At 39.5% G+C, this 16,960-nt stretch carries 11 protein-coding genes and 1 pseudogene; 8 read left to right on the top strand and 4 right to left on the bottom strand.

Features of this window, described 5'->3' with window-relative positions:
- Nucleotides 1-67 precede the first annotated feature (67 nt).
- Entirely contained in the window at nucleotides 68-2,263 is a 2,196-nt protein-coding gene (priA, locus tag Q0779_RS08355; protein ID WP_298771546.1) for a primosomal protein N', read from the bottom strand.
- 437 nt (nucleotides 2,264-2,700) lie between these two features.
- Between priA and Q0779_RS08350 the strand changes: the two genes are divergently transcribed.
- From Q0779_RS08350 to Q0779_RS08330, 5 genes are all read left to right on the top strand, one after another.
- Nucleotides 2,701-4,104, top strand: coding sequence for a hypothetical protein (locus tag Q0779_RS08350; protein ID WP_298771544.1), 1,404 nt, complete (start codon nucleotides 2,701-2,703; stop codon nucleotides 4,102-4,104).
- A gap of 424 nt (nucleotides 4,105-4,528) precedes the next feature.
- Nucleotides 4,529-4,741 (top strand): 50S ribosomal protein L31, encoded by a 213-nt coding sequence (rpmE, locus tag Q0779_RS08345; RefSeq protein ID WP_298771542.1) that lies wholly within the window; start codon nucleotides 4,529-4,531, stop codon nucleotides 4,739-4,741.
- Between the two features lie 653 nt (nucleotides 4,742-5,394).
- A complete protein-coding gene (locus tag Q0779_RS08340) occupies nucleotides 5,395-6,642 on the top strand; it encodes a malic enzyme-like NAD(P)-binding protein (protein WP_298771540.1) in 1,248 nt (415 codons plus the stop codon).
- Between the two features lie 80 nt (nucleotides 6,643-6,722).
- Nucleotides 6,723-8,636: an RNase E specificity factor CsrD gene (gene csrD / locus Q0779_RS08335; protein WP_298771538.1), complete on the top strand. Its 1,914-nt coding sequence runs from the start codon at nucleotides 6,723-6,725 to the stop codon at nucleotides 8,634-8,636.
- Between the two features lie 13 nt (nucleotides 8,637-8,649).
- The gene (locus Q0779_RS08330; RefSeq protein WP_298771536.1) at nucleotides 8,650-9,414 is read left to right on the top strand and encodes an ElyC/SanA/YdcF family protein; all 765 of its coding nucleotides are present in this window, start codon (nucleotides 8,650-8,652) and stop codon (nucleotides 9,412-9,414) included.
- Between the two features lie 25 nt (nucleotides 9,415-9,439).
- Here the strand turns inward: Q0779_RS08330 and Q0779_RS08325 are convergent, their stop codons facing one another.
- The 3 genes from Q0779_RS08325 to Q0779_RS08315 all read right to left on the bottom strand — a co-directional run bounded on the left by Q0779_RS08325 (nucleotide 9,440) and on the right by Q0779_RS08315 (nucleotide 12,320).
- The gene (locus tag Q0779_RS08325) at nucleotides 9,440-10,597 is read right to left on the bottom strand and encodes an MFS transporter (RefSeq protein WP_298771533.1); all 1,158 of its coding nucleotides are present in this window, start codon (nucleotides 10,595-10,597) and stop codon (nucleotides 9,440-9,442) included.
- Between the two features lie 230 nt (nucleotides 10,598-10,827).
- The gene (locus Q0779_RS08320) at nucleotides 10,828-11,307 is read right to left on the bottom strand and encodes an excinuclease ABC subunit A (protein ID WP_298771531.1); all 480 of its coding nucleotides are present in this window, start codon (nucleotides 11,305-11,307) and stop codon (nucleotides 10,828-10,830) included.
- Nucleotides 11,308-11,501: 194 nt separating this feature from the next.
- Nucleotides 11,502-12,320 carry a bifunctional 2-polyprenyl-6-hydroxyphenol methylase/3-demethylubiquinol 3-O-methyltransferase UbiG gene (locus tag Q0779_RS08315; protein ID WP_298771529.1) on the bottom strand — a complete coding sequence of 273 codons (819 nt, stop codon included), beginning with the start codon at nucleotides 12,318-12,320 and terminating at the stop codon, nucleotides 11,502-11,504.
- A 512-nt stretch (nucleotides 12,321-12,832) separates the two neighbouring features.
- Here Q0779_RS08315 and Q0779_RS08310 point away from each other — a divergent pair.
- The 3 genes and pseudogenes from Q0779_RS08310 to Q0779_RS08300 all read left to right on the top strand — a co-directional run.
- Nucleotides 12,833-13,391, top strand: a pseudogene (locus Q0779_RS08310) (aldehyde dehydrogenase family protein); the annotation flags it as partial.
- Nucleotides 13,392-13,482: 91 nt separating this feature from the next.
- Nucleotides 13,483-14,322, top strand: a complete 840-nt coding sequence (locus Q0779_RS08305) for a trypsin-like serine protease (protein WP_298771527.1) — start codon at nucleotides 13,483-13,485, stop codon at nucleotides 14,320-14,322.
- A 233-nt stretch (nucleotides 14,323-14,555) separates the two neighbouring features.
- Nucleotides 14,556-16,925 (top strand): S8 family serine peptidase, encoded by a 2,370-nt coding sequence (locus Q0779_RS08300; protein ID WP_298771524.1) that lies wholly within the window; start codon nucleotides 14,556-14,558, stop codon nucleotides 16,923-16,925.
- Nucleotides 16,926-16,960: the final 35 nt, after the last annotated feature.

The raw sequence follows: 16,960 nt of genomic DNA, 5'->3' as shown, positions 1-16,960 counted from the left end.
GCCGTTTGTCGGGGGGAATTGCTATCCTTTCACGTCATTTTTATGCCATAAAGTGAAATTAATTTGATTACAGGAGATCTTGAGGATCCCTGTCAATACTCCAGCGACAGCGTTTTGCCATCGGCAGTGCCTCGATTTGAGGCAGTGTTTGTTCAAATGCTTGTTGTAATTGCTGACGATTTTTGGTTTGGAAGATCAATTGCCGTCTAAATTTCCCCGCTTTTTTATCAAGTGGAGCAGGCATGGGGCCGATGACCTCACATTGATCGTTTTGAGGTAATAGCTGTGCAATTTGACTCAGGAAGTTATCGGCATCTTGTGCTTGGTGCGATTCAGCTCTTAATAAAATCATATGCCAAGCTGGAGGCAGTAAGGCTTGTTGTCTTTCGGTGAGCTGATGACGGGCAAATTCACCATAGCCTTTTTGCATGAGTTCTTTCAATATGATGTTTTCACTTTGATGGGTTTGGAGTAATACTGTACCAGGTTTCGCTGCGCGGCCCGCACGTCCAGATACTTGAGTATACAGTTGGCCAAAACGCTCTGGCGCTCTAAAATCGGCACTAAAGAGTGCGCCATCGACATCCAATAAACCCACAAGAGTCACATCAGGAAAGTGATGTCCTTTGGCCAGCATTTGTGTGCCAACCAAAATTTTATATTCTCCCTTTAATATGGCACTAAGGTGACTTTCTAATGCGCCTTTTTTTCGCGTTGTATCCCTATCAATACGAACAACAGGATGGTGAGGAAATTCTTTTTCTAAAAAATCGGCCAGCTGCTCTGTGCCGACGCCTTGTGCTGCAAGAAGGGTACTCCCACATTGGTGGCATTGTTTTGGAATAGCATATTGATTACTGCAATGATGACAGCGAATTTCACCTAAACTTTGATGGATCGTAAAAAAGGCATCACAGCGATCACATTCATGTAAATGCCCGCATTCGTGACATAAAAGTGCTGGTGCAAAACCCCGGCGATTTAAAAACAAAATGACTTGATTACCAGCTTCAAGATGTAAGCGCATTTCATTGATAAGGGCGCCGGATAGGCCTGCTCGTAAGGGTTGATTACGAATATCGATAATGCCTTGTCGTACTTTCTCGGCATTGCCTGCTCGAACCCCTAAGGTTAAATGCTGATAGCGACCGTTCAGGGCGTTTTGCAGTGTTTCAAGTGAAGGCGTGGCAGTGCCTAATAGCACAGGAATATTTTCTAAATGTCCACGCATGACGGCAAGATCTCGAGCATGATAACCCACGCCTTCTTGTTGCTTAAAGCTGGCATCATGTTCTTCATCTAAAATGATTATGCCCGGGTAGGGCATGGGGGTAAATAAGGCTGAGCGAGTGCCAATAATAATGGCCGCTTCGCCAGATTTTGCCAATTGCCAAGCACGTAAACGTTGGTTGTCGGTCAGACCTGAATGGATCACGGCAACAGTGACATTAAATCGACGTTTAAACCGATTAATGGTTTGTGGTGTTAAGCCTATTTCTGGTACTAAAATGAGCGCTTGTTTTTGATGAGATAATATTGTCTCTAATAAGCTTAAGTAGACTTCTGTTTTTCCTGAGCCTGTCACCCCTTCAAGTAAGGTGCATTGATAGGTTTCTTGTTGCGTTAAGGTGGCAACGGCAATAGCTTGCTCTGCATTCAATTGATGGGGCTCCTCTCCCATGACGAGTGTGTCTCGCCAAGATAGATTGGCCTGTATGACTTGAGTCTCTTTTATTATCCACTGTTTTTCGCTGAGCGCTTTTAATGCTGAGGGACTAAAAGCATGACGTGTGACTTCATCAGTATAAAGCTTTGAGTCATGCAGATGTAGCATGATTTTTTTTTGCGCTGTAGCTCGTTTTAAGGTGCTGAGATCAGCATTTTTTCCTGCTTCAGTTAATTGCCAGAATGTGCGCATATTGTCAGTGACAGGAGCACCTTTGCGAAGTGCGACAGGGATGGCTTGGGAGAGCATTTGTCCCAAGCTGCAAAAATAATATCGACTCGCCCATTGAGTGAGTGTGAACAATGCATCGGGTAATAATGGTTCTGTATCAATGAGTGTTATGATGGATTTTATTTGTTGGGGTTTCAGGTCGCAGTGTTCTGTTATGCCAATGATCAGTCCAATCATTTGCTGGCGCCCAAAAGGCACTTTTACTCTTAAGCCCTTTTGTAGCGAAGTTGTTATTGAAGCGGGTACTTGATAGGTAAAATTTTTCCGCAGAGGAACCGGAAGTGCAACTTCAACAAACAGAGCCATAGTAAAGTAATCATTAATGCATAAATAGTAAGTGTAACTATCTCGATAATTTAGCGCTAGTTTTATTCTTATTTGCGGGAATGACTTTCAAATGTTAAATTTAAGTGTTTTCGGTTTTTGTCTGTTTTGATTAGGGGCTGTTGAGCTTTCGTGGTTAAATTATGTCCGAACTAAACGTGCTTTAATCGCGGCTTAGTGAGTGTAGCCTAGTCTTCTAAGCAAATTCTCTACAACAAAGAGTAAAGCACGTTTAGACGGATCCAATGGACAGCGTTTGTGGTGCCTTTTTACAGCGTTATTGCTTATTTATGTAGAATAACTACACAGCATAAGCTCTGCCTTGTATAAAGACCCCACAAACGGCTGCAGAAATCATCACGACAGCCCAATAGCCCCTCGAAAAATTATTGATATTTTCAGCACCTAAGAAGGATCGAATGGTAAATATAATAAGAAAAGTGATCGCTATCAGTACGTTACTTGTAAGCAGCTCAGTCTTCGCTGAAGTCTCCCATGTGAGTATTAATCAAACCTTGTTTGAGGTTGGAGAATCGGCCGATTTTCGTGTGAATGTCGTTGCAGCCGATGTTGATGATGTCCGTTTTTATCTTCATGATGGAGACAATGAGGAGCGTTTGTCAGTTGAAGCCTTAAATACTTTTATGCTTAATGTTACTGGAGATAGGCCGGTATTAAGTTCAAATGTATCGCTTGTTGTGCATGAATATCTCGATGGTGAGTGGCAAAAAAGACAGCAGTTCCCCCTAGCGTTAACGTCAACACCTCCGACTTCTACGACGCAACACAGTGTTTCTGAAAATAATATAGAAAAACAGTTAGCTGATAAAGACGATAAAGCGTCATTAACGAAAGCTGATACAGAAATCACTCTTGCTGATAATTTTGCTGTTGATGATATGGCTAATGACAATCTACCTGTAGAAGTGGCTAATACACCGAATGCGGGGGTAGAAGGGAATAACGCGGTTAATTTATCTGAAGCTAATGCATTGAATGCGAGCAGCATAGAAGGACATAATGCAGTTAACTTATCTGAGGTTAATGCAGCGAGTATACCTGCGACAGGAGCGGATATAGAGGGGGTAGTGGGTACGACTAGCTTAAATGGAACTAATATAACAAGTGCTAATGTCAGCGAAAAAAGCAGTGAGTCATTATTATCCGTGGCAAATATGACTAAGAATGAAGAGAGCCTGGCGATGGAGTCATTTCAATCATCATCTGTTACACAAACGAATTCTGTATCTAGTGTCAATAATATTGATACGAACCAAATTGCATCACAACAAGCTGCTTTTAAAGATGAAACTATCTTAGTAAGCAATAGTGAAGAAGATAGCGTCAAAGAATTGAGTACGAAGGAATTGGAATTTGAGGAGAGTCAAGAAGGTATTCAAGTTGGTGTGAATGATAATATGAATTCAATTGATAGCAATGATGTTCATGTGGAGAATAAGTTAGCGCTTAATAATAGGGAGCCCATCGCTCAAACCGATGTTAAAGAATCGAGTGAGGAAATAACGGATCTGTCCACGTCTTTGGGTTCAGTGCATGAAGAGGGTGAAGAAGAAAAGGGAATATGCCCTATCTTAGTGGCAAAGGATGAAACTTTGTGGAAGATTGATGTCCGCTATCATAAGCAGTGGGGAGTTGGCTTATTTGGAGGGGCTTTAGCATTGTTTGAAGCGAACCCTAGCGCATTCAATAAGGGCAGTATTCATGGGTTGAAAGCGGGCGCTCGCTTAACTTGTCCTTCTCATGAGATTTTGGCAAAGTACCAGGATGAGAGCTTAGCAGAGCGCTTTTTTCTTGCGATGTGATTTCTGTTTACTTGAGCAAGTAATTTGCGTGAGTCTATATACCCGTGATGCATCAAGGTGCATGTTTTCAGAGTGCGTAAAAGAGTCTAGTTCAAGGCGCATGATTGCAGAAATGCTTATTGCCTTTTAAAGTTATGCAACATAGAAATAGGTGCTTTTACACACTCCCAACGGGTTGGTTTAAAAGTCTTTTATACTGCGTTGACTTCCCATTGACTTAGAATCACTAGGCCTGCTATTCAAAGCCTTGTCTAAAAGGCTTTTAATTCCAACTGAATCTTGCATCTTGATGTATCACGGGTATGGGCTTGTAACTCATCTCTATCTGCTGTAAAATCTTGCGACTTAAAATATTGTATTCACAGCATGTGGTGTCCGACTTCGGGTTGGAAGAGCGACATGGCCTTAAATTGAGGTAATTCCAATGAAAGCAGGCATTCATCCTGATTATGCAGAAATCACTGCAACTTGTACTTGTGGTAACACCATCAAAGTAAACTCTACTGTAGGTAAAGATTTACATTTAGACGTTTGTGGTGCTTGTCACCCATTCTACACAGGTACACAAAAAGTTATGGATACGGGTGGACGTATCGATAAGTTCAACAAGCGCTTTGGTGCACTTGGTAAGAAGTAAATATTACTTCTTCATTGAATTTAAAAAGGCGCCTTTAGGGCGCCTTTTTGCTATCTCGGCTTCTCATTATGCATTGATTGAATTATTTCAGCGCTATATAGCCTGTTAATAGTAAGCTTGGTGAAAGAGCACTTTTCTTTTGCGATGGCTTTACCTTTTAGTCTTATTGATCTTAATACTGGTTCTATTATTCTTGTCATAATACAATTAATTTGTGGACAGAGGTCTAACCTGTTATTGGGTTGATTTTATGTTAAGTATCTTAGTTGTTGTTTATTTATCGTTAAATAGAAGATTATTATTACCGCTTTAAATTATATTGGTAAGTTTTACAACATTTATACTAGTTTAAATATTAAATTGCTTATTTTTATAGAGTTTGTATGTATTATTCCTACATAATGGATGTTGTATCTTAAGATAAGTGGTCTAGATAATTGATTGAAATGAAGCCTTAGTAACATTTATGTATCATTGGGCTAGAAAAAGAAAATCTATAGTTTGAAAAGCGGGTAAAATCGCGTATCTTTAGCGCCTTAATTTATATGTTGCATTGATTTCCACTTTTTTGTTTATAAAAAGGGGACAATGTGGCTATGTGTTAGGTTGTTAACCTATAACAGATACTATTCGTTGCACTCAGGATTAAATAAATGGCAGATTTTCGTCAACAAGCTCTCGACTATCATGAATTTCCGGTTCCAGGCAAAACCGCAGTTTGTCTGACTAAGCCCGCCGAAACCAGTATGGACCTTTCTCTAGCGTATAGTCCTGGGGTTGCAGAGCCTGTGCGTGAGATTGCGAAGGATCCAGAAACAGCTTATCGTTATACGGGAAAAGGGAATACTGTTGCCGTTATCTCAAACGGTACTGCTATATTAGGCTTGGGTAATTTAGGTCCGTTGGCTTCAAAGCCTGTTATGGAAGGTAAAGCACTGCTTTTCAAACACTTTGCAAATATTGATGCGACTGATATTGAAGTGAAGCATGATACCACGGAACAGTTTATTAATACTGTCGAGGCGATTGCTGATACGTTTGGTGGAATTAACCTTGAAGATATTAAAGCACCTGAGTGTTTTGAAATCGAAAAAGCATTAATTGAACGTTGTAATGTGCCTGTGTTTCATGATGATCAGCACGGTACAGCGATTGTTACCGCTGCAGGTATGATTAATGCGCTCGAAATTCAAGGTAAAAAAATCGAAGATGCAGTGATCGTATGTATGGGGGCGGGCGCTGCGGCGATAGCCTGTATGACGATGCTGATTAAATGCGGTGTTCAGCGTGAGAATGTTTATATGTTAGATAGAAAAGGTGTTATTCATAGTGAACGCACCGATATCAATGAATATAAGGCATTGTTTGCTAATCATACCGATAAAAGAACCTTAGAAGATGCAATCGCGGGTGCGGATGCTTTTCTCGGTTTGTCGGGACCGAATGTATTATCAGGTGAAAATGTAGCATTAATGGCTGACAAACCTGTTATTTTTGCTTGTTCCAATCCTGATCCTGAAATTAAGCCTGAAGTGGCCCATGATATTCGTCAAGATTTGATTATGGGAACGGGTAGAAGTGATTATCCAAACCAAGTGAATAATGTATTGTGTTTTCCTTTTATTTTCCGTGGTGCGTTAGATGTACGTGCATCAAAAATTAATGATGAAATGAAAATTGCTGCAGTCCATGCCATTGCGGATTTGGCTAAAGAGGCTGTCCCCGCATCTGTGTTAGCGGCTTATCCTGATGTGGATGCGTTGTCCTTTGGGCCTGATTATGTGATCCCAAAACCTATGGATCCACGTCTTTTATCTCATGTGGCTAAAGCGGTCGCGCAAGCGGCGATTGATTCGGGTGTATCAGCATTAAAGGCCTTACCTGAAGATTATAAGGTTTAAGCGGAAATGTGTAATACTAAAAGGGCGCCTATTGGCGCCTTTTTTGATGGCGATAATTGAAATAAAGGGAAATAATAAGCATGAAACTCACTCGAATGCTGACCAAGAAATTGACGAGCTTTTGGTTGTTTTCTCTCGCTGGAGTGGCGTTTATTTTGTTTTTTACGGCTGTATTGAGTTTTGTTCAACTGACCTATGAGTTTCAGCAGCAAAAAGTAAGTGAAATAGAAAGCATGCTTGTGAGTCATTATCAACATGATAATGACTGGAAGTTTGATTCTTGGTTACCTCCAATTTTAATTGCGTTTAAGGCACAGCACTTTTCTTTGAGCCAAAATGGGAAGAAAACTTTTGAATATAAAGACAAAAGTGAGCATACCAATACTGTGACTTATGAAAAAGTCATTAATAAAGAGCAAGGGATAGTAATGAAAATGACCTTGCCAGAGCCCTTTACTGTCAATCATGTTGGTTGGTATGAAGTGCTTATTATCGTCATAGGTGGGTTGATTGTTGCTGCTGTTGTTCGTTTTGGTTTTTATTGGTTTTCGATGCAATTAGAGGGTATTGAAGGTTTAGCTCAGAGAAGTCAAAGTATTTTAAAAGGGGAGTATGATAGGGCTCTACTAGAGAAAGGGACGGGACAACCTAGGGTTATCAATCGTGCATTGACACGTTTACTGCAAGAGCTAGAAGATGCATCAAAACAAAGAGCCCGTTTTGATCAGTCTATTCGCTCTAACACTTTTTTAGATCCTGAAACTGGCATAGGTAATCGCGTCTTTTTTGATAATCGGCTTGATGCATTAACGGATGATTTGAAAATGACCATGCCAGGGGTGATGTATTTCTTGGAGATAGAAGATTTAGATTTATTGCAGCAAGACAGTAGTTTTGAAAAGGTAGACGAAATGCTTTCTTTGATTGTTTTACCCATTAATCAGGTGCTTTCACTACAAGTTAATAGTTTTTTTGCTCGTCGTTCTTTTAATCAATTTGCCATCATAGTGTCACAGATCTCTCAAGCTGAAGCGGATAGGCTTGCCGCTAAGTTGTTGAAAATTTGCCTGAGACAAGTGTCCAGCTTGATTAGAGAAACGAATGATTTTGTACACTTGGGGGGAGCATATTTTAACATTGGAGAAGACAAAGACATATTATTAGAAGAAGCAGATATGGCGCTAAGAGCAGCTCAACTTCAAGGTACCAGCAGTTGGTTCATGTATGATAAAGGTGCATTAGATCGTGATTTATCAAAAGGCTCGGTACAATGGCGGAGTTTCTTAGAGAGTGCATTAGTAAACAAGAGGATATTTGCATTTTCACGTACGGTTTTTGATAATGAAATGCTAGAGCAGCATAGAGAGATCACTTGTCGATTAAGAGATACGCAAGATCACCTGATCCGTGCGACTTTATTTTTACCTATGGCGATTAAATGTGGCTTAACCCCTCAAATTGAAAGGCAAGTGATTGAAACGGTGCTTTTTGATATTTTACGCAGTCAAAGAGGAGGGCAACACAAATACAGTATTAATTTGAGTTTAGATACCCTAATGAGTCGTGCTTTTATTCGTTGGTTGATGCGAACTTTATTAGAATACAGGCATTTAACTTCGCATTTGATTTTCGAAGTGAATGAAATTATTGTTGTAAATCATATCGATAAAATACGCGACACCTTGAACATGATCCGTAAAATGGGAGCCGCGTTGTGCGTTGATAGAGTGGGCCAACAAGTGGTGAGTGCTCAGTATATCAAACAATGTCACTTCGATTTGGTTAAATTACATAAGTCTATTATTCGAAAAATCCATCTTCGAGAAGAAAATCAACTTTTCATTCGAAGTTTAATGGGAGGCTTACCTCGTAAAGATATTGTATTTGGTGCAGAAGGTGTGACTTCATTTGAAGAGTGGCAAACGTTATTAATCTTAGGGATTAATATCGGACAAGGCCCATTTTTTAGTGAACTCATTGAAGAAGAAGTATAAGAAGATAATAAGTATGTTTTATATTAAATGGATACTGGGTAATTTGCTTATGCCTTTACCCATGGCATTATTACTGAGTGTCATCGCGTTTATTTTATTTTTGCGTCAGAAAACGACACTCGCTGGGCGTTTATTATTGTTTTCACTGTCTGGGTTGTACATACTCAGTTTAGCCCCTGTCGCCTTTACCTTGATGAGCCCATTAGAGTATCAATATCCAGCCTATAATGATGAAAAAGTCGATTTTATTCATGTATTAGGTAATGGTCATATTGAGGATGAGACTTTACCTATCACTAGCCAGCTTACTTATACATCAAGTTTACGGGTGGTTGAGGCAGTGCGTATATGGCATCTTAATCCACAAGCGCAGTTATTATTGACAGGTTATGCCGGTGTGAGTGCTAGGCGTTCTACTGCCGAGATGCACAGAGCATTAGCTTTATCTTTGGGAGTACCAGCAAGTCATATACAAATTAATGATCAACCTAGAGATACGGAGGAGGAAGTCTTGCTCATAAAGAGGATTGTGGGCTCGCAGAAAGTGGCTGTGGTGACGACGGCGAATCATATGAGGCGCACTATGGGGTTTTATGAGCAAGAAAATATGAATGTGGTATCAGCGCCGACAATGCACATGAGTCGAAAGATTTTGAGCCCCTTTAATGTCACTCAGTTATATCCAGAAGTCCAAAACTTACAACTGTCGACATGGGCAATACATGAGTGGTTAGGGATCGCGTGGAAAAAAATAAAATCCATAAGATTATCCGTATAACCTCATTGGTGATAACCGTGATGAGTTATTTTTTGATGAAAAAACACAGTGAGATAATTAAGAGTAATAAACTGGATGTGATTGATGCATTGACCATGTATTGATGAGATGAAAGTTGGGTATGAGCTTCAATAAAGGCATATAGGCTGGAAGTTGATGCGAAAGCAAAAGTAAATAATGCAGACGCTATACCATGAGCTTGTCGAATATGAACCATAGCTGCTCCTGTAGATAAAGGAATAAAGAAACCTAAACTAAAACACATACCATAAATAGAGAGCATCATATAAAGAGTCCTATGATGTGAATAGCTTAAGCCTGCGATACTCATGATCAACAGCAATAGCACTATTATTCTGACATAAGGCTGATGGCTCAAATGGATGTAATGCCGATAAGTAACAATCCCACAGATATAGATAGCGCTGATGCCAAGTAAGAAAAGGTTGTAATGGGAATTACTGATTTTTGCAATGTCTGATAACGCAGCATGGATATTGGTTAGAATGACCTGCATAAAAAGGGTAAAACTAATGCCGATGGCGAGGCAGTTTAAGACAAATTGTTTTTGAGAAAGACAGTATTGAAAATGTTGAACAATTTTGTTGATAGGGATTAATGTTTGTGGTTTTTTATCACCAGAGAGGATCAATAAGGCAGTAATAAACAGCATTGTTTCAATGCAGGCCATTAAGTAATAGGCCAAACGCCAGTCAAAATTTAACATGAACCTTGCAAGGTATGACGCCACCACCGGGGCAATGATGATATACATCGAGAAATGGGAAAAAGTGTTCTTCATTTCAATGTTGTCACTGCTATGGCGTAGGATAATGGTACGCGCTATCGCCGAATAACTGCCCGTTCCGCTGCCAATGAAAATACAGCCTAAATAAAACGTCATTTCACTGTTTGCACTGCCTGTGAGTATTAATCCACTTATAGAGGTTGTTTGTGCGATGGTTAAGATTTTTTTGACACCCCAAATATCCGATAAGGTGCTTAAGAATATGGCCGATAAAGAAAAGAGTAAGAAAATGAGTCCAATACCTGAGTGAATTTTTGTGGGGCTTAAATTTAATGATGAAGAGATGGCTAACACCAATGGGGGAGAAACCATTAAGGTCATGTAACCAATAAAGCACAAAGCATAAGCTAACCAATTAAAAGAAATGCGCTGCATAATGAGATCAACTGATATTCATGAATAGTATTGAGTGTAATCTGATTTGAGAATAATGAGTCTGATTTATGGTGAAGGGATAAAAAATTGTTTCTGTTCATACAGGAGCAAAGGGTGAGCAATGATACGATGAGGCAGAGGATACATTGCTCACCCTCATCATCGTTTCTTCACTTCCGTGTGAACAGGGCATAAATTCACCATTAAACATTAGGTCATAGTAATGTCATTTATTCATATTGATAATCACTAGGATCATTAATTACGGCGCCAGTTTTATCGAGTGTGACGACATCACCGACTAAGGCGACACCTGCTATCAGCGCACCAGCGCCGCATTGGAAGGTGTTATCACTGACTGTTAAGTTGTCTCTGTAGTTAGATTTGATGTTAATGACGGCATTAGCACCCAGACTTCTGGCTTTATTACGCAACTCTTTCATGGCAGATAAAAAGACCCATTGGCAGGCTTCTTTATCGGTTTTATTGAATGCATTGGTTTTGTTATTGGTTCTAAATTGAACATAGCTTTTTAATATGGGCGGATGCTCTGTGTTACCAAAATAGAAACTGATATCGTCACCGAGAATACTCTTAGATTGTTCAAGTGCCATGGTATCACTAACTGAATAATTTTCTATGGTATCTCTAGCAACAGCAGTCTGTAAAAAGAGAGGGTACAAGAGAAAGATAAAGAATAATTTTTTCATTGATTGATCCCATTGAGTGTTATGAACGTTTTTTAGCGATATATTTAGAGACTCATCTTAACTGAATCTAGCTGTGAGTAGTCTTAACAGTAAGTAAAAGAAGGGCAAAAATTAATTTTCGTTGCCAAAAAGCGAAAGGGAGTGTTACACCCCCTTTGGCTATATGTGTTTATTGTGTTTTTATTTTTCAGTTGTTAGCACTTTCGTCCTTTTATTGAATAAATCAACGGCACCTTTTTTCCTTGATGTGTTAATTCATATTGTCCTTGAGTGTTTTGTGTTAATTCCTCAGAGACGGCATAGGGAGAAAATGGATACTCATTAAAGGATTCGATAACAATCCCAGCATTAAGCAAAGCGGTGATCACTTCACTTAAACTGTGTGACCAAACGGCGAGGGTGTCGATTTCATTGCAATGATTTTCAGTATATGTGGGTTCTTGGATGATTTGCGCTTGCTTGGTATGAAAATAGTCGTCACCGGATAACAAATCATTAATCGGATGGAACTCTGCAAGATAAAATATCCCGTTTGGTTTTAACTGTGCACTAATACCCTGTGCCCAACGATTAAGATCATTGAGCCAACACACTACGCCATAGGAGGTAAAGACGATGTCAAACAGTTCAGGTTTTTTTTCAAGCTTTTTTTCATCAAAGTATTGATAAATATCACGGGTGATAAAGTGCGCTTTTAGATCTGACTGAACCGCTAATTGCTTAGCGTGTTCAATGGCCACTGGAGATAAATCAACACCAGTAACATGGGCGCCAAGTCTTGCCCATGAAAGCGTATCTAATCCAAAATGACATTGTAAATGCAACAATGATTGATTACTGACATCACCTAGTGCTTTAAGTTCTATGTTATTTAAGCTAGATTTCCCGTTAAGAAAACCAGTGACATCATAAAAATTGGATTTGATATGTCGCTGCGTACGTTCATTCCAAGCGTGTTTGTTAAGCTGAGAATAAGAGACGGTGTGGGGCTTTTTATTTGATTTTGAATACATAGTTTTTTCCTGAATTTAGGGTGTAAAAACCCTCATCAATAAACGCTGACGACAATTCAGTGAACCGAGTGAAGTGACTCTAATTATTTTGCTAACGCATACTTTATGGTTTTTTTTCGAACCTTTTTCGAACTATGAACATGGGGCATGGGTTAGTCAGGTTTCGCTCTAGCTCTGATTATCGCAGCACGATAGTGCGTTGTTCAGAGTGCTTGATGGCGAAAAAATGACGAGCAAAATCTCTTTGGCACGTATACATAACAAAACCTCCTTTTTATATTGATTAAATAATTGATTAAGATGGTATTTCCATTTGGCTGAAAAATCAACTGTGTTTCCACTGAAAATAAAGTGTTTTTTAATCGTTAAGTGGAATAGCAATGGGATTGTTAAGTCAATAGGTTAATCGATATACGTCAATCAAAAGGAAATGGCATGATCTACGCAAACCCTGGCAATTCAGATGCACTGATATATTTTAAAAGCCGTTATGGTAATTTTATTAATGGCCAGTGGGCTCCCATATCTTAAAGTGTGCAGCTGATAATATCATTCCATCAACGGTTGAGCTAGGGGGGAAATCACCGAATATTTTTTTGATGATGTGATGGACTTTGAAGATGCTTTTTTAAATAAATGTGTTGAAGGTGCCGTGCTCGCTTATTTAAATCAAGGTGAAGTGTACACTTGTCCATCACGTTTATTTATTCATGATAATATTTACGATACTTTTATTCATAAAATTATTGAACGAACCAAGAAGATTATTCGAGGGAATCCTTTAGATACAGAGACCATGGTGGGGGCTCAAGCCTCTAAAGCGCAATTTGATAAGATTTTAAATTACATCGAAAATGGGTAAAAATGAAGGGGCTGAAGTCCTTATCGTTGGAAAGGTCAAAGCGCTTAATGATCAACTCAATAGCGGATTTTATATTCAACCAACATTGTTGAAAGGCACGAATACGATGCGAGTCTTTCAAGAAGAGGTTTTCGGTTCTGTTATCGCATTACCAACAAACTGAAAATATATTAGTCAGTTACGATGTTAACCCACTAGGATTTTTTTAATTTCTTCCCGATAGCGGCAACGTACACTATGGTTAATAAAGATAAGAAAGGTTGAGTTAATATAAAAAGATAAAGACAGTGAGGTAAGCGATTGTCTTATTTATCTTTTACCTCATCGTTTGTAATGATATTGGAGAATATGATTTTGCCTTGGAAAGGATTCTGTGCCGTAAAGTTTTTACTGGTGACTGGATCGAGTATTGCGTTGCTTATTTGGGTTCTTAGTGTCCATGCTCGAGAAGACGATAAGGGAATGAAACAAAATGCCTTTCAATGGCAGCGAATTGGAAAATTACACGTTCAAAAAACGACCAGTTGCACAGCGACTTTAGTGGCCGCTAATTTAATCGTGAGTGCTGCACATTGTGTTTATGACCGCAAGAAAAAGGCGTATATTCACCCGAATAAATTAACGTTTTATGCAGGATTAAAAGGCAATTCTGTGAGAGCGGTTATCCAGATAAAATCTTACACTGTTCCTAGCAATACTTTTCCTGAAGGTAAATTTGATGAAAATGCGTTATTAATTGATTGGGTTGTGCTGGAACTTGAACAGCCCATTGGCTGCTCTTTAGGGCATTTTCCATTATGGCATCAGCATGTGGGTATGATAAATAGCTTGATGACGGCAGGTTATGCTCAGGGAAGTGCTCAATATTTAACAAAAACGGACACTTGTGAGTCCGCATTACCAAGAAGTGCTGCTTCAATTTGGCGCCTTAAAAATTGTGCGCTAACAAAAGGCGATTCTGGGGCGCCTATTTTAGTTAAGGTTAAAGGACACACAACACCTTTTATCGCTGGAGTTATTTCTGCAGGAGCCAATGATAGTCAAGGGCGTTTTAGAGTGGTCGCTGTGCCATCAGAGCAATTTTTGAGTACAGTGAATAAGAAAGCGAAATCTTGTACAGGCGTTGATTTTAGCAATTGATTTTTATTCCTTGAATTTTATTTGCCTTCATCCAGAAGTATCAGCCACTTTATCATAGTTACATTGCTCTTTGATTATGCTCATAAAGTAAAACATATAATCATTAATTTGTAATAAATAATATAAAACTTAAGTCTATGTTTTATTATGGTTAATTTATGTGTCTAATGATTGCTTAGCTTTGCAAAAATGTAGTTTAAGTGAAACGACAAGGATGAGGAGCAGTCTAAAGCATGAAGAATGTATTTAAGTTTTCAAGTTTGTCTACACTAGTAATACTTGCCTTAAGCGCTTGTGGAGGTGGAGATAATCAACACAATAATTCAGAAAATGTAATAGAGTCTGATACAAGTGCAGAGGATGGAAGTGGAGCGGGTGACAATTCTGAGAATACCATAAAATTATCTGCTGCGAATGTGGAAATTACCGCGGTTAAACATTGGATCCCAATCCAGTCTCGTTTATTGGTTGAGCCGACATTAAACAGTGGCGCCAACATTATCTTTAAAGAAGATGATCAGGTGATCCTCCCCCAAGAAGACATCTATCATTTTAGTCATGGCATACTGACGATGTTAGAGGATAATGCCTTTCGGTATACCTCGTTAACCGGAGAAGATGCGACAATTCTTTACACAGTCACATTAGACAATCAATCAGCCAGCGCATCGATTGTTATTTCAGATGTGATGAGTGATCCTTTAGCTAATCAGCAATGGCATTTGCGTAATACGGGGCAAAAAGCTTATGCACTCAGTAATGAATTAGGGCAAGCTTACATTCAATTGCTCATGGAAAATGGCTTTAGTGAAGCCGATGCCATAATGAGGACAGAAAATTTGTATCAGGAAAATTTAGCTAAACTTGTTCCTGGTGAAGACATGGATGTGGCGAAGGCCTATGCCTATGGAGTGACAGGGCAGGGGATGACCGCTGTGGTGGTTGATAGTGGCCTTGAAATTACCCATGAGGACTTGGTTGCCAATATTGTGCCTAATAAATCATTAAATCTTGATGGCGCGGCTCTGAATAAAATGGATCCAACATCAATGGCAGAAAGTGGCGATCATGGCACCAGTGTGGCAGGGTTAATTGCGGCTGAAGGATGGAATGGTATAGGGGGGCGAGGTGTTGCACCCGACACTCAACTCATTGGTATGAAGTTTTTAGGGAATCAAACTGCTGCTCCACAATCGGATTTTATTGTGCATGGTTTTCCTGGAAGTGGCCTTTCTGCTCAAGATAATATTGCCGTTTTTAACCGCAGCTATGGGATCACTTACCCAACGTTTTTTAGTTATTCAGCAATTGATGAAGCCATTGAGTCTTATCCTGTTTTAAAGTTAAGGGAGGGAAAGGGTACGCTGAATGTAAAGGCGAGTGGTAATAGCTTTATGGATGGTGGGGCTGAAGGGTCACTTTGTTTAGATAATGGAGCAAATGCATTAGGATTAACCTGTTATAGCAGTAGTTTTGAGCTGAGCCAAGCACACCCTTACTATTTAAGTGTGGCGGCAGTGAATACGGATGGTAAGCATACCAGCTATTCAACAGCAGGCCCTAATATTTTTGTTTCAGCCCCGGCTGGGGAATATGGCAGGTGGGCGCCAGCAATGGTGACGACCGATCAAATGAGTTGTTTAAAAGGGTATGCAGGATTTAATAGTCGGTCGGCTCAGGTTTATGGTGATGCGTTAGCCTCACAACTTTTTCCTTTTAATTATCCTGCTCATGAAGATAACTTAAGTTGTAATTATACTTCTACGTTCAATGGCACCTCTTCGGCAGCGCCAAATGTATCAGGGGTGATAGCTTTGATCTTATCTGCGAATCCTTCATTAACCTGGCGTGATGTAAGGCATATTCTGGTATCAACGAGCAGTCAGGTGGATGTAAAAGATAAACCTGTATCAATTAAAATGTCTGGTGGTAATTTTATGGCTCATGATGCCTGGGTGACGAATGCTGCAGGGTATGCGTTTAACAATAAATATGGTTTTGGTCGTGTGAATGCGGGCGCAGCAGTCGGAATGGCTCAACATTATGATAAAGATTTGAGCCAGCAAGTGATCAGTGATTGGCAAGGAAAAGGCAGTAGTGTCAATGAGGCTCCTCTTGCAGAGGTCATTAAAGATAATGACCTCAATGGCGTAATGTTGACTATTAATATCGAAGAGGATTTAACCTTAGAAGCTGTACAATTTAAATTCGACATTTTCAATAGCGATATGCTCAGTGAATTAATGGACAGTGAAGGAAAGCGTTTTAATACCACCGCGGGAATGGACTTGGCGATTGAAGTCATTTCTCCAAAGGGGACGCGTAGTGTGCTGCTTTCATCCAAACAAGCGTTAATCGTGCCTGCGTATTCTTTTAGTGAAGGTATGCAAGAAGGGTATATTGTTAAAGATGGTGTCTTTTTATCTAATGCATTTTATGGTGAATCGAGTAAAGGAAGTTGGACTATTCGGTTGTTAGATACCAGTGGTGAAAATGTCACATTATCAGAGCCTGGGGGCGATGTCACCAAAGCACAATATTATATGAATAATCGAGAAGACAGTGTATTGGAAGGAATAGCGATGAGAGTGTTCGGGCATTAACTTGCTTATTGATTAATCAATTAAAAAATAAAAAT

This window comes from uncultured Shewanella sp. (assembly GCF_947491715.1).
Taxonomy (GTDB): Bacteria; Pseudomonadota; Gammaproteobacteria; order Enterobacterales; family Shewanellaceae; genus Shewanella.
This window is presented reverse-complemented; position numbering and strand designations above follow the sequence as displayed.